This is a genomic window from Paenibacillus daejeonensis DSM 15491, assembly GCF_000378385.1.
GTDB classification, from domain to species: domain Bacteria; phylum Bacillota; class Bacilli; order Paenibacillales; family Paenibacillaceae; genus Paenibacillus_D; species Paenibacillus_D daejeonensis.
This window is the reverse complement of record NZ_KB899666.1, coordinates 153625-166814: the sequence shown is the minus strand read 5'-3', so window position 1 is coordinate 166814 and position 13190 is coordinate 153625. Positions and strand designations below refer to the sequence as shown.

Below are 13190 nucleotides of genomic sequence, written 5' to 3'. Positions count from 1 at the left end.
GGGATAACGACAAAATGACGAAAGCCATAGAGATCCTAGGTCTTACGAAGCTGTATTCAAACGGCCGGGGTATGAAAGATCTGAACCTGACGATTCATGAGGGAGAGATATTTGGCTTCCTGGGGCCGAACGGCTCCGGCAAGACGACCGCGATGAAGATGATGGCTGGGCTCGTGAAGCCGGACAGCGGCGAGGTGAGAATCTTCGGCGCGAGCGTGCAGCAGGATTATGTGCAAGCGATGAAGCAGGTTGGCTGTATGATCGAGAGTGCGGAGTCGTATCCGTATCTGACGGCGAACGATAATCTGAAGCTGTTCGCTCGGTACTATCCTCTCGTGGACCGGCGACGAATCGATGAGTGCCTGGAGATCACAGGCATGCTAAACTATAAACATGAAAAGGTCAGGAAATTCTCTCTGGGCATGAAGCAGCGACTCGGCTTGGCGGCGGCCATTCTGTCGAGACCTCGCGTGTTGATTCTGGATGAGCCGCTGAACGGGCTGGATGTCGAGGGGATGCTGGACCTGCGGCGGCTGATCAAGCAGCTTGCCGAAATGGAAGGCACGACATTCTTCATCTCGAGCCATCTGATCCATGATGTCGAGCTCACGTGCAACCGGATCGGCGTGGTCTACGGAGGGCGGTTGGTGAACGAGGGCTACACGCAGAATATTCTTAGCGACTATGCCTCGCTGGAACACTATTTCGTGAGCGAGGTGGAACGACATGGTCGGGTTTAAGGCGGCATTTCAGAACGAACTCTTCAAGCTGGTGAAACGCAAGAAAATGAACGCGGCGGCGATTCTCGCGATTCTGGCAGTCGTTATCGGACAAGTCGCCGTGTCGGCGGTCAAGCATGGCTTCGGCTTGCGCCTTGTGGGCGGGACGGAGTTTCCACTCGTTGTGTTGTCGGCCTTTTCCTATACGCTACTTCCGCTGTTCGCGGCCTTCGTCGCAATTGATATGTTCAACGGTGAATATTCATCGAATACGATGAAGCTCACGCTGACACGACCGGTGTCCCGGTTTGGGGTGTTCAGTGCAAAGGTAAGCGCAATTGCGTCGTTTATTGCCGTGAATCTAGCGTTCGTTATGGTGCTGTCGCTTACCGCCGGGCTGATCTTCAATCCGACGTCGAGCGGCTGGCTTGGCGTTGCAAGAGTGTTCTTGTCCTACGCGGTGACCTTCGTGCCGGTGTTTGTCTTCATTTTACTCGTTGTGCTACTGGCTAATCTGGTGAGGGGCGGACTCAGCGTTTTTTTCTTGTCCGTGCTGCTGTTTGTAGCCTTCACGTTCCTGGGCATCCTCGTTCCTGCCTCATCCAGCTTTCTGGTGACTTCCATGTTTGACTGGCATACGCTGTGGATAGCGGAGAAACTGAGCGGATTTAAGATTGTACGGCAAGGCTTGATTATGGGCGGCTTGGGCGTCATGTTATTTACCGCAGGATATATGCTGTTTGACCGCAAAGACATATAGTGAACTTCATATAATGCACAACCTTATATAGGAAGGTTATTCCCATGCAAGTAACAAAACGACTCTTTATGATGAATGCTCTGGCGATGCTGGGGGCGTTCGTGTTTACCTTATTGGCAGCCATCATCTTCTTGGGGTTTTACCCCAAGGTGGTCGGGACGGATACGAATTTGAACGAGGTGCAGCGCGTCCTGGACGTTCAGTCCGGGTTCGGTGAGTTGACGAGGATGGCGGCATCCATGACCTTCGAGGAGCTGCTTGAGGATCAATACCAGCAGGAGCTCTCGGATCGTGTGAGGACGCTCGGGGGGAACGCCGTGATTGTGAGAAATCGCAACGTAGTCTATTCCGCATCGCCGATGAGTTCCGTTGACATTGAGCGGAGCTTGCTTCTCACGGATCAGGCTGCAGGTCTGGATACGCTGGAGCTTGGCGGCACGCCCTATGCGTTCGCCAGAACCGATTATGAGATTGCGCCGGGCGAGAGAGGTGTGCTACTCCTGCTTGCCCCGATACCCGTACATACGAATGTCTATCTTATCTTCGGTCTTGTGACCGTCGGTGTGTTCGTTCTTACGTTCCTCCTATTTAATTTGGGTGTCTCCTATTGGTTCTCGCGAACGATCACGGCTCCGGTCTCCCGGTTACGAGAGGCGGCGGCTCGGATACGGGAGGGCGATCTCTCGCGGGGCATTGCCGAGGAAGGCGAGGGAGAGGTGCTGGAGCTTAGCCGAACACTGGAGTTGATGCGAATCAAGCTGAAGGAATCCATTGAGCTGCAGGAGAAATACGATGAGAACCGGAGCTTCCTGGTGTCCAGTATCTCGCATGATTTGAAGACGCCGATGACATCCATTAAGGGGTACATCGAGGGGATTCTGGATGGCGTGGCCCAGACGCCGGAGAAGCTGCAGCAGTACTTGGAGACGGCGCGGGCGAAGACGGTGCTCGTGAATGCCATGATTGACGATTTACTGCTTTACTCCAAGCTCGACCTGAACCAGTTGTCCTATCATATGGAGCGGACGGATCTAGTTAGTTATTTCCAGGACTGCATCCTGGATTATCAATATGAGTATAGCCAAGCTGGGAAACGGCTGAGGCTACATAACGAGCTTAACGGCAGTGTGTCGGTTCGAATTGACCGGGAGCGCATGAAGCGAGTGGTTCAGAACATTCTGGACAACGCAAGGAACTATATTCAGAAGGGCGAGGGTGAGGTTGTCATTATCCTGCGTCAGACACCGGCCACCGCAGTCATAGAAATTCGGGATAATGGGCAGGGCATTCCCGAGGCGGATTTGCCGCGTATTTTTGAACGCTTTTACCGTGTTGATCCGGCGAGGAACCGAACGGACGGCAGTGGGCTCGGTCTCGCCATTGCCAAGCAGATCGTTGAGGGCCATGAAGGAAAGATATGGGCGCTTAGCAAGGTCGGCCAGGGTACCCGGATGATGATTTCACTTAGAATGGATGGACAAGGCAGGGGAGCGCCATGAAACGGATACTGATTGTGGAAGACGATCCGAGTATCGCGAATTTACTGAAGGACTATCTGGAGCTGAGCGGCTATGCCGTAACCATCGCAGAGAGTGGCCCGGAGGGGCTGACTGCGCTTGAAGAATCAGACGCCCATGACCTAGTGCTGCTCGACATCATGCTGCCGGGAATGGGCGGGTTCGATGTGCTGAAGACCATTCGCGAGAAGAGCGACATGCCGGTGCTGCTGGTCTCGGCTCGCGCGGAAGAAATATATAAGGTGAATGGTTTTGGCCTCGGTGCGGACGATTACATCACGAAGCCGTTCAGCTCTGGCGAGCTCGTGGCCCGGGTCAACGCCCACCTGAATAAGTACGAGCGCATGAAGGAGCGGTTCGGCAAGGAATGGGAGAGCAGTAAACTGGTCGTTCGAGGTCTGGAGGTTCACAAGGATTCCAGACGCGTCATCGTGAGTGGCAAAGAGGTCGCGCTCGCGCAGAAAGAATTTGATTTGCTGACGTTCCTGCTGCAGCACGCGAATCGCGTATTTGACAAAGAAACGCTATTCGAGCGGGTGTGGGGGATGGATGCCCTGGGTGATGCATCAACCGTAACGGTCCATATCGCCAAAATACGAGAGAAAATCGAAGATAATCCTTCGAAGCCCCAATACATTGGAACGGTGTGGGGCTCGGGGTACCGGTTTATTGTGTGAGCAAAATAAGGAGATTCGACCGTGAATGAGAAAAAACCTTTATTTTCGTCTACCCTTGTCATTAGAAGCGCAGTCGTCGAAGACGTCGATACGCTGCGCGACGTCTTTCGCCGTGCGTCACTGGCGACCGAGGGCGCCCAAGCATTCTTCGCCGACCATCCTGAGTGGCTGGTGTGGGATGACGCGATGTTGCCATTCGCGCGTGTCGCCGTCGTGGACGGGCGTGTCATTGGCTTTGCGTCGGCTCGCCCTGTCGACGACTTCCTAGAGCTCGAGGATCTGTTCACTGATCCTGACTGGATGCGCAAAGGCATCGCGCGCTCCCTTATCAAAGACGTTGAACGGCGCGGTATGCGTGTTGAGGTGACCGCTGGCCCGCATGCGGTAGCGTTCTATAAATCCGTCGGTTTCGTCGTTAGCGGCATCGCCAACACACAAGGGGGGCCGGCGCCGAGGCTGCAGCTCGATGCCACATGTGTTCGACCTTGAATTCATTAGAAGAAGCAGGAGAGTCATAGGATTCTCTCACAAAATGTTTTCAACTGCCCCACTAAGGCGCGGCAGAGGGATGCCTAGCTTTTTTGCCTCTCTCACTACTTCAGCTACCGCAAAGCCTGCTTTACTATAGTTGTGTTCCATGAAAAATCGCTGTAAGCTGCCCTTTGCAAAAACAACCTTGTTAAAAAGTGGGCCGAGAAGTACTGGTGGAATCTTGGTCACCAGTAGCGTAATCGCATCCAGCTTTGCGCCTCTTGCTTTAAGTACAGGCATAATGGCCCTCATATGCTTACCCACATTCGAGAATGAGTCGCTATGATGTAAGAGCGCTGGAAAGCTTCCCCGTTTTAACACCTCGGTCTCCATCGCTGCATTCATGGCAAAGTGATTCCATAACCAGCTTTCCATATCCTTGATCCAACTAATTTTAAAATGGGCATGTTCGAATAGCTCTTTGATCTTGTTGTTTAGCTGTTCCGTGCCTGCCCGTGGTTTTTCCAGAAATATCATTTTCAGAAAGCCGCCTCTAAGCTTATTGTCCGCGATGCCGCCCCCTGCTGCTGGAAACCCAAAAACGACTTGGTTCATGGACAATGGGGAGATCGATAATTTCAAATCTTGCCAAATGTTATTGAATATGAGGATCGGAGTGGTCCCAGCAACCCTGGATAGGAAGCGTGCGGCTTCTGGAAGCTGTTCCGTGTTGACACTCACAAAGATGAGATCATAATCAGGGCTGATCTCCTCATGCAGTGTGACGTTCCAGCTTTCTTGTATGAGCTGTTTTCCTCTTCGTCCGTCCCACATTTCAAGCTCTATACTGCTTCCAAACGTTTCTTTTCTCCCTTGTCTAACGTAAAACTCAACGGTATGCCCTGCCTGTTCAAAAGCCCAAGCATATTGGGTCGATATGACACCTCTGCCGAAAAATAAAATTTTCATAGTAGCCTCCCCGAATAGTTGATCATCCAACAACGTGTTGTATAATCATATTGTATGCATTCCCTATACGGTCATCAACCATCAGATTTTTAATATCTGTCGTGTGATCGATGGAACAGAACATGGAGGCCAATCATGAACAAGCAGCCTGAGATGACGGACAAAACAAGGCAAACCTTTATCAATGTATTCTGTAATTTATATAGTCAAAAACCGATTGAAAAAATATCCGTTCAAGAGATTGCTAAACAATCCGGCTATAATCGCAGTACCTTTTACCAATACTTTACGGATATCTATGCGTTGTTGGACTACGTGGAAGAGCGTGTCCTGGCCTCCATTCGCGAGGAAATGGCAAGCAGAGAGCTTTCTACCCATACGATCCAGGATGCACTTCAATGCTTGGAAAATGCAGACGAAATCTCCGTTTTTAAAGCCCTCTTGGGCGACTATGGTGCAGTTCATTTTATTGAACGGCTGAAAAGAGAAATTCCCTTTGAGCGATTGATTAAAGAATTTCCCGCAAATGATGCTTTGGCCCCCTACATCATTGAGTTCTACATATCCACGTTACTATCGATGTTTCGCCTGTGGATACGCAATGACAAAGATTTATCGTCGGAAGAATTGGTCAAGTTGATCGATAGCCTATTTGCCAACGGGATCACATCGTATCATATCTTTGGTATGAACCATCCGCAGCGCTCTGAAATTTGTAATGAAGGCGAGGGTGACAAGTGAAGGCGGAAGCCAGGAATGTCGTGAAAATCAAGGACAGCTGCTGAGCTGCTAAAAAAAATCTGCCACCATTACAGCTAGACAGAATCAACAAATTTATTTCTTGCCGCCCCTAAACCAACCATACCGAGTAGAGCAGAAGCGCAAACCATTATCAAGAGTGGAACGCTCCAGCCATGAGTGGCATCATGCAAATATCCAATTAGCACGGGGCCAATAGCAGCCAGTAGATATCCGATGGATTGGGCCATCCCTGATAGTTCAGCCGCCTGATGGGCACTTTGGGTACGCAAGCCGAAAAACATCATAGATAAGCCAAAGGCAAAGCCCCCGCCAACACCTAGGATAATAACCCAAAATGAAAAAAGATGGGTGCTGCTGTAGAGAAGGCCAAGTGTTCCACTCAAAAACAAAATCGTTGTAATAATAACTAATAATCGTTGATTACGCATCCGCCCAGCTACAACAGGAACGATAAACGCGAAGGGGAGCGAAGCTATAATCAGAATCGAAAGAAACCAGCCTGATTGACTAGAGCTGATCCCCTGACTTTTAAGTATCTCAGGCAGCCATGCTACCAGCACATAAAAAATGGTCGATTGTATTCCCATGAAAAGAGTTACCTGCCAAGCCAATGGAGAGCGCCATATATTGATCTGCTGGTTTTTAACTGCAGTGCTGTCAACGGCGGATGATTTCGATGAAACCTTGAGCTGCGGCACCCATAAGAGAATAGAAATGAAGCTAAGTATCCCCCATACCCCCAATGCGCCTTGCCAATTCAAGCCTGCCCCTACAGCTAACGGAACACTTATACCCGATGCGATTGCCCCGCATAAATTCATGGAAACAGAATAAATACCTGTCATAGCACCCATTTGCTTCGGAAATTCCCGTTTAATCAGGCTAGGGAGTAATACATTACATATGGTAATAGCGAACCCTAGAATTGCGGTTCCAACATACAAGGTCACCACTCCGGATAACGAACGAACAGCTATACCCATGGTTAAAACAATCAGGGAAATCAAGATAATACGCTCTACACCATATCTGCGTCCTAATTTTGGTATAAAAGGGGATAGCGATGCAAATGCAAGCAGTGGAACTGTTGTAATTAAGCCAGCTAAAGCGTTTGAAATGTGCACGTTCTCCCGAATAATACTGACTAATGGCCCCACTGAGGTGAGGGGAGCACGCAAATTTGCTGAGATAAAAATAATTCCTAAAATCATAAACCAGACTGTCGCTTGTGTGCGAGCTCCGGTTTGGGGGATTGCACTTTGTTTTTTTATCAATTGTTCTGCTGAACGCATAAAGGTTCCTCCTACGCTTGGGAAATGCTAAATTGCAGTTTCGTGCTCGTGCTTTTAAGCTTCACTTAGCATAGTGCAGCACGGGTCTTTTCAGTGTATAAGCGAACAGCTTCCTCGGCCTGATGGCAATCTTGATTCGCAATAGCTTGATAAAGGAGCTCATGGGAGTCGTGATAAAAAGCTACATTTTTGAAATCCTTGGTTTCTAAAATTGTTTTTTGTAGCGCTTCGGAAATATGATTATACAAATTCAACATCAATTGGTTATGTGAAGCGGCAATCACCATTTTATGAAACTCGACATCCCAGTGAGCATAAGCTTTGAGATCTTGCTGGTTGGCTGCTTGTCTGCACTGCTCCAAACATGACCGAATTGCCTCCAAATCTTCTTCGCTTCTCCTGAACGTAGCCAGGGTAGCAGCCTCTCTTTCTAAGGCGTATCGAACCTCCAAGCTCTCAAACCTATCGGTGTGCTGAATCACCTTTTCAACCACTGCCCCCAAAACACTTGAGGAGCAGACATAGGTCCCATCCCCTTGTCTGGTCTTCAGCAACCCCGCATACGTTAAAGCCCGAATGGCTTCCCTCAAGGTGTTACGGCTGACTTGAAGCTGTTCCATCAGTTCGGGCTCTGGGGGAATACGCATCCCTACTTGCCATTCATTGTTTTCGATCTTCCCCTGGATCTGGGAGGCTACCTGCTCCACCAAGGTTAAACGTTGCGTCTGAGATAACAAACAGCATCACTCCTTTGTTTAAACGTAGGATGTTTGGTTCGTTGGTAGTATTGTATCAGATTGATTTTGATTTGAGAAGATGATACTGATAATTATTATCATTTCGGGGCGACGGTTCGTGTTTTTTTGTCGTCAGACAATTTCAGATAATTCTAAGATAATTCTGCTACATTGATTTGATAAGTTGTTAAATGAACCCACATGAAGGGGAGATCACCAACCATGTATACCATTCATCTTGTCGAGGACGAAGTCAGTTTGAATCAGCTTATTTGTTCCTACCTGCGGAGGGAGGGCTGGAATGTCGTTTCCTTCACGGACGGCGGGGAAGCGATAGCTGCGATTGGGCAAGAGCCCCCTCATCTGTGGATACTCGATATTATGCTTCCTGGCCTGGACGGGTATCAACTGATTCGCGAAATACGGAGCGTACATGAGTCCATCCCGGTCATCTTTATTTCGGCAAGGGATTCGGATCTGGATCGCATTAACGGCTTGGAGCTGGGCAGTGATGACTATCTGGCCAAGCCGTTCCAGACGCGTGAACTCATCATCCGGGTTCGCAAGCTGATGGAGCGCGTGTATGGGGGAGCACGTCCTGCGCAATTGATGGATTCGCCTCTCGAGCAGGTTGACTACCCACCCTACACGATTAATAGACATTCCCGCATGGTGACGGAGCGTTCGGGACAAGAAGTCGAACTGACTGCCAAGGAATCTGATCTGTTGCTCTATTTCGTAACGCATGCCGGACAGGTTGTGCAACGCGAAGGCATATTGAATGAGGTATGGGGCAGGGATTATTTCGGCTCTGACCGCGTAGTGGACGATCTCATCTGGCGACTGCGCAAGAAAATGCCGGCGCTGCGGCTGGAAACGCTATACGGGCTTGGTTACAGGCTGGTGAAAAGATGAAGCACTGGCCTTTGGCAATCAAAATATGGTTTGTCTTCGCTGCTTTATTGCTGTTCCTTTTTTTGATGGTGGCCTTGGCTCTCCCCAGTCTACTAAAAAGCTTTTTTACCGAGCAAACCTATGCGATGATTCGGGATGCTCAACAGCAGTTGAACGTGGTCTCGGAGATTTTTGATCAGGAAAGGGGACACATCAGATTTAGGGAGGAAGAAGGCGGTGTGGAAATCGCCCTATCCCTGCCAACAGATCCAGAGGAAACGAACGGCGATAGCGGGGAGCAAAGCATCGGAAAATTTGAGTCTACCGGATACGTGGGCGGGCCTGCTATTGGTCATCTCTTCATGGTGGAGGGGAAATCCTTTTTTTTGAACCAGGACAGGAGCTTGCCTGAGTCCTTAACCAAGCGGTTAGAGCAGGAGGCTGCAGCACAGGTCAAGGAGGTGGAGACGAACGCGATCCAAGTTGAGGGGCAGACCCTGTTCTATTCCATCTCCAAAACCTTGAACGGCGGTTCCGACGTGTTGATCTCCTATGCCTGGGCGGAGTATCGCAATGAGATGGTCGGAACAATGTTCCGCCATTTGCTCCTACTCCTGATTGCGTTGCTGCTGATCAGCTCGATTCCCTGTATCTGGCTCGCCCGGTATTTATCCCATCCGCTTACCCGCATGGAGCGCCAGGTGAACCGAATGTCAGAGGGCAACTGGCATGAGTCCTTCGAGTTGGGGAGAAGAGATGAGATCGGCAAGCTGTCCCGCGCCTTCGACGAGATGCGCCAGCGGCTGCTGCGCCAAGATGAGACTCAGCAAGTCCTGCTGCAGAATATCTCCCATGAATTAAAGACGCCTGTGATGATTATCCGCACCTATGCCCAGTCCATCATCGATGACATTTATCCGAGAGGATCATTGAAGGGAAGTGTGGACACCATCCTGCAGGAAACCGACCGGCTTATGGAGCGGGTGTACGAGCTGCTATCGCTTAGCAGGCTGCAATACGTGTCAGCGCGCGAGGCCCCCCACCAGTGGTTTAACGTCGATGACGTGGTGCGAGATACGGTAGAGCGGCTGCGCCTCCGCAGGCCAGAGATTCATTGGGTGGTGAATCCGCCTTCCTGGCGTATGCGTGGCAATGTCGACCAATGGAAGATCGTATTTGAGAATCTGCTAGACAATCAAATTCGTTATGCCCGTCAACAGATAGCCATTACGGCTCCTGTGGCCGATGCCGGGGAGCGTGTCATTGAAATCCGAAATGACGGTCCGCAACTGGATTCTGCACTGCTGAAAAGTCTGTTTGAACCGTATCGCATGGGTGCCAAGGGTCAGTTCGGACTGGGTCTGTCCATCGTCCGGCAACTATTGAGTAGCTACGGTACACAGATTGAGGTGAGCAATGAACAAAACGGCGTCATCTTTCGGCTGGTGCTTCCCGAGGAGGAGATAGCGTGAAGAACAACGCGATTCCCAATCCCTTGAACCGTCGGTTCACACGATTCATCCGATCCGAGTCGGTCAGTGCCCTCTGGCTATTGGCTCCGAGCCTTGCAGGATTCTCCCTGTTCTACCTCATCCCGTTCGGACAGAGCGTCCTGAACTCGTTCCAGGACCGGTGGGGAGAGGGCTTCACGTTATCCAACTACGAAGAGCTGCTTCTGAGCTCCTCGTTTCAAAAAGCAGCGTCCAACACGTTCTGGTTCACCGCGATCAGTGTGCCCATTCTTGTTGCTGTTTCGCTCTTGCTGGCGCTGCTCTTGAATCAGCGGGTGTTCATCCGGAATTGGCTTCGCACGGCTTATGTCCTACCGCTTGTTGTACCGGTCGCTTCGATTGTCCTTGTCTGGCAGATTCTCTTCGATTGGAATGGAGCAGTAAACGCGGGTTTGCAGCATGTTGGCCTTGACCGCCAAGACTGGATGAAATCAGAATGGGCCGGTTTTGTAATCGTTCTGGTCTACATTTGGAAAAATGTTGGTTACAATGTCATTCTATTTCTGGCCGGCTTGCAGAACATTCCGGGGCAATATTATGAAATCGCCGACCTGGAAGGGGCCAGTCCGGTTCGCAAGCTGTTCGGCATTACGCTCACCTATTTGACGCCGACGACGTTTCTGGTGGTACTGATGTCCGTGCTGAATTCCTTCAAGGTGTTTCGCGAGACGTATCTCATTGCCGGGGCCTACCCGCACGACCGGATTTATATGATGCAGCATTACATGAACAATATGTTTTTGTCCCTCGATATCCAGAAGGTTTCGTCCGCCGCGGTGCTCATGGCGTGCTGCATTATGGCGCTCGTGTTCGTCCTGTTCCGCATGGAGCGGATGTTCCGCTCTTATATGGAGTAAGGGCAAGAAAGAGGTGAGGAACGTGACCAAGGGATGGGTCGCACCGCTGTTGCGCTCGATACTGTTGATCCCCATCGCGGCTCTGCTGCTGATGCCTGTCGTCTTGACCGTCGTCAATTCCTTGATGACGGAGCGGGAGATGATGGCGAATTACGGGATGCTGGGCCAAACCGATACAAGCCTCTTCGTCAATCTGAAATGGATTCCCGACTGGGTTTCCTTTCAGCAGTATGACAAAGCCTTGATTGCGACGCCGAAGTTTCTGTACCTGTTCTGGAATTCCGTCTATATGGTGGTGCCCATCATCATCGGACAAGCTCTGGTGGCAACCCTTGCCGCATTTGCATTCGGAAAGCTGCGTTTTCCGGGCAGGGAAGGATGGTTTCTTCTCTATCTGATGACCATGCTGATGCCGTTCCAGGTCACACTGGTGCCCAATTACTTGATGGCTGATCGGCTGGGCCTCCTGAATCATTCCAGCTCCATCATCCTGCCCGGCGTGTTCGCTCCCTTCGGCGTCTTCTTGCTCAGGCAGTTCATGCTCCATATCCATTCGTCTTATATCGAGGCTGCCAAGATGGACGGGGCCGGTCTTCTGCGCATACTTGGATCGGTTGCGCTGCCGATGGTGAAGCCGGGCATTGCCGCGCTCGTCGTCCTCCTGTTCGTCGACTATTGGAATATGGTTGAGCAGCCGCTTATCTTTCTTCAGGATGCCGCGATGCAGCCGCTATCGGTTTTTCTCGCCAGCATCCAGGAAGAGCTGCTTAGCGTATCGTTTGCCGTATCGGTTGTGTATATGATGCCAATGGTGCTCCTGTTCTTAAGCGCCGAACGGTATTTTATTGAGGGAATCCAGCTTTCCGGCGTGAAAGGCTGAGCGAAAGGAGAGTGGCAACATGGTACAGCGAAAACAACGGATGGCTGGTGTGGCACTAGGAGTCTTTCTCTTGGTACTGGCTGGGTTTACGTTGTTCAGCCAAACGCTTCAAACCGCCTTGCTGCCCAAAGTTGCAACAGCGAAGCCTGTAAAAAAAACGTTATCCCATCATATCGAAGGCAATGGTCTGATCACGCCGCGCAAGTTATTAGAATTGAACAGCGACAGCGGCTGGAAGGTGGAGAAGGTGCATGTGCACAAGGAAGAGGATGTCAAGAAGGGGCAGATTCTCGTAACTTTTGACGGAACAGAGTTGAAGCAGCAGCTGCTCGATGCGGAGGACGACATGAAAAAAAGAGCGTTGAACCGGGAATTGCTGAAAGAACAGTTCATAGCCGCTCAGCACGCAGGAGACGAGCGTGAGATTCGCATGGCGATACGAGACCTTGATTTGGATCGAATAGACGCTGACATCGCGAAGCGGAGAATGGAATCCCTGCGCCAAGAGCTGGAACGAAAAAGCACGTTGACAGCGCCTGTGGATGGCAAAGTGACAAATCTTCAAGCCGAAGCGGGAATGGCTAGTCCTCCAGGGCAGCCGCTGTTAACACTGGTAGAAACCGGGAAGGGATTTCAGTTCTCTTTTACAATTGCCAAAGAATTGGCCGATCTGATGCAAATCGACGAGAAGGTGCCTGTTCACGTGAACGAGGATACGGCGCTGGATATCGAAGGGACCGTCGCCGAAATCAAGGATGCTCCCTCGGGGAACGGTGGCGGCATGCCGGAGGATGAAGACGACGTCGCCAAGGATCAGAAAACGATTGTCGTTCACGTTCCGGGAGACCATCTCAAAGGAGGTGAGTCCAGCCGCATCAGCTTGAAGAAGCCGTTCCAAGAGCAGGGCCTGGTCATCGACAAAAACTGGCTCAAAAAAGATGCAACCGGAAGCTATGTGTTTGTCGTGCGCGAGAATCGAAGCTCACTCGGCAACACCTACACGGTCCAGAAGGCTTATGTAACGACGGGGAAGGAGAATGGCGAGGAGATTGTTGTACTCGGAGGTCTCTACCCGGAAGAAGATATTGTGACGGAGTCAAGCGAGCCGTTGCAGGAAGGCAACCGTATTCGATTACATTGAGAG

14 protein-coding genes are annotated in these 13190 nt (G+C 50.8%); 11 read left to right on the top strand and 3 right to left on the bottom strand.

What is annotated here, in order from left to right:
* Positions 1-14: 14 nt before the first annotated feature.
* From F556_RS0121270 to F556_RS0121250, 5 genes are read left to right on the top strand one after another with little or no spacing between them, the layout of a single operon-like run.
* Positions 15-740, top strand: coding sequence for an ABC transporter ATP-binding protein (locus tag F556_RS0121270; protein ID WP_020619022.1), 726 nt, complete (start codon positions 15-17; stop codon positions 738-740).
* The gene (locus F556_RS0121265) at positions 727-1479 is read left to right on the top strand and encodes an ABC transporter permease (protein WP_020619021.1); all 753 of its coding nucleotides are present in this window, start codon (positions 727-729) and stop codon (positions 1477-1479) included. Before F556_RS0121270 ends, F556_RS0121265 begins: the two co-directional genes overlap by 14 nt.
* Positions 1480-1523: 44 nt before the next feature.
* Positions 1524-2978, top strand: a complete 1455-nt coding sequence (locus tag F556_RS0121260) for a sensor histidine kinase (protein WP_020619020.1) — start codon at positions 1524-1526, stop codon at positions 2976-2978.
* Positions 2975-3673 carry a response regulator transcription factor gene (locus F556_RS0121255; RefSeq protein ID WP_020619019.1) on the top strand — a complete coding sequence of 233 codons (699 nt, stop codon included), beginning with the start codon at positions 2975-2977 and terminating at the stop codon, positions 3671-3673. Before F556_RS0121260 ends, F556_RS0121255 begins: the two co-directional genes overlap by 4 nt.
* Positions 3674-3694: 21 nt before the next feature.
* Positions 3695-4162: a GNAT family N-acetyltransferase gene (locus tag F556_RS0121250; protein WP_020619018.1), complete on the top strand. Its 468-nt coding sequence runs from the start codon at positions 3695-3697 to the stop codon at positions 4160-4162.
* A 36-nt stretch (positions 4163-4198) separates the two neighbouring features.
* On the opposite strand, the gene F556_RS0121245 is transcribed toward F556_RS0121250, so the two are convergent.
* Entirely contained in the window at positions 4199-5113 is a 915-nt protein-coding gene (locus F556_RS0121245; protein WP_020619017.1) for a ketopantoate reductase family protein, read from the bottom strand.
* Between the two features lie 135 nt (positions 5114-5248).
* Between F556_RS0121245 and F556_RS0121240 the strand changes: the two genes are divergently transcribed.
* Complete coding sequence (locus F556_RS0121240; protein ID WP_020619016.1) at positions 5249-5854, top strand: TetR/AcrR family transcriptional regulator; 606 nt, start codon at positions 5249-5251, stop codon at positions 5852-5854.
* A gap of 74 nt (positions 5855-5928) precedes the next feature.
* Here the strand turns inward: F556_RS0121240 and F556_RS0121235 are convergent, their stop codons facing one another.
* Both F556_RS0121235 and F556_RS0121230 read right to left on the bottom strand, forming a co-directional pair.
* On the bottom strand, positions 5929-7167 hold the full coding sequence (locus F556_RS0121235) for a CynX/NimT family MFS transporter (protein WP_020619015.1): 1239 nt from the start codon (positions 7165-7167) through the stop codon (positions 5929-5931).
* Between the two features lie 65 nt (positions 7168-7232).
* Entirely contained in the window at positions 7233-7904 is a 672-nt protein-coding gene (locus F556_RS0121230) for a FadR/GntR family transcriptional regulator (protein WP_020619014.1), read from the bottom strand.
* A gap of 222 nt (positions 7905-8126) precedes the next feature.
* Between F556_RS0121230 and F556_RS0121225 the strand changes: the two genes are divergently transcribed.
* Genes F556_RS0121225 through F556_RS0121205 form a run of 5 tightly spaced genes read left to right on the top strand, consistent with a single transcriptional unit; the run spans position 8127 to position 13187 of the window.
* Positions 8127-8819, top strand: coding sequence for a response regulator transcription factor (locus F556_RS0121225; protein ID WP_020619013.1), 693 nt, complete (start codon positions 8127-8129; stop codon positions 8817-8819).
* Positions 8816-10270 (top strand): HAMP domain-containing sensor histidine kinase, encoded by a 1455-nt coding sequence (locus F556_RS0121220; RefSeq protein WP_020619012.1) that lies wholly within the window; start codon positions 8816-8818, stop codon positions 10268-10270. The genes F556_RS0121225 and F556_RS0121220 overlap by 4 nt, the downstream gene beginning before the upstream one ends.
* The gene (locus F556_RS0121215) at positions 10267-11166 is read left to right on the top strand and encodes a carbohydrate ABC transporter permease (protein ID WP_020619011.1); all 900 of its coding nucleotides are present in this window, start codon (positions 10267-10269) and stop codon (positions 11164-11166) included. The genes F556_RS0121220 and F556_RS0121215 overlap by 4 nt, the downstream gene beginning before the upstream one ends.
* Before the next feature lie 22 nt (positions 11167-11188).
* Positions 11189-12046, top strand: a complete 858-nt coding sequence (locus F556_RS0121210) for a carbohydrate ABC transporter permease (RefSeq protein WP_020619010.1) — start codon at positions 11189-11191, stop codon at positions 12044-12046.
* A gap of 19 nt (positions 12047-12065) precedes the next feature.
* Positions 12066-13187: an efflux RND transporter periplasmic adaptor subunit gene (locus tag F556_RS0121205; RefSeq protein WP_020619009.1), complete on the top strand. Its 1122-nt coding sequence runs from the start codon at positions 12066-12068 to the stop codon at positions 13185-13187.
* Positions 13188-13190: the final 3 nt, after the last annotated feature.

Excerpts from the sequence above, each read along its gene's own strand:
- F556_RS0121270 (WP_020619022.1), top strand. The coding sequence starts at position 15 with ATGACGAAAGCCATAGAGATCCTAGGTCTTACGAAGCTGTATTCAAAC.
- F556_RS0121265 (WP_020619021.1), top strand. The coding sequence starts at position 727 with ATGGTCGGGTTTAAGGCGGCATTTCAGAACGAACTCTTCAAGCTGGTG.
- F556_RS0121260 (WP_020619020.1), top strand. The coding sequence starts at position 1,524 with ATGCAAGTAACAAAACGACTCTTTATGATGAATGCTCTGGCGATGCTG.
- F556_RS0121255 (WP_020619019.1), top strand. The coding sequence starts at position 2,975 with ATGAAACGGATACTGATTGTGGAAGACGATCCGAGTATCGCGAATTTA.
- F556_RS0121245 (WP_020619017.1), bottom strand. The coding sequence starts at position 5,113 with ATGAAAATTTTATTTTTCGGCAGAGGTGTCATATCGACCCAATATGCT.
- F556_RS0121240 (WP_020619016.1), top strand. The coding sequence starts at position 5,249 with ATGAACAAGCAGCCTGAGATGACGGACAAAACAAGGCAAACCTTTATC.
- F556_RS0121235 (WP_020619015.1), bottom strand. The coding sequence starts at position 7,167 with ATGCGTTCAGCAGAACAATTGATAAAAAAACAAAGTGCAATCCCCCAA.
- F556_RS0121225 (WP_020619013.1), top strand. The coding sequence starts at position 8,127 with ATGTATACCATTCATCTTGTCGAGGACGAAGTCAGTTTGAATCAGCTT.
- F556_RS0121220 (WP_020619012.1), top strand. The coding sequence starts at position 8,816 with ATGAAGCACTGGCCTTTGGCAATCAAAATATGGTTTGTCTTCGCTGCT.
- F556_RS0121205 (WP_020619009.1), top strand. The coding sequence starts at position 12,066 with ATGGTACAGCGAAAACAACGGATGGCTGGTGTGGCACTAGGAGTCTTT.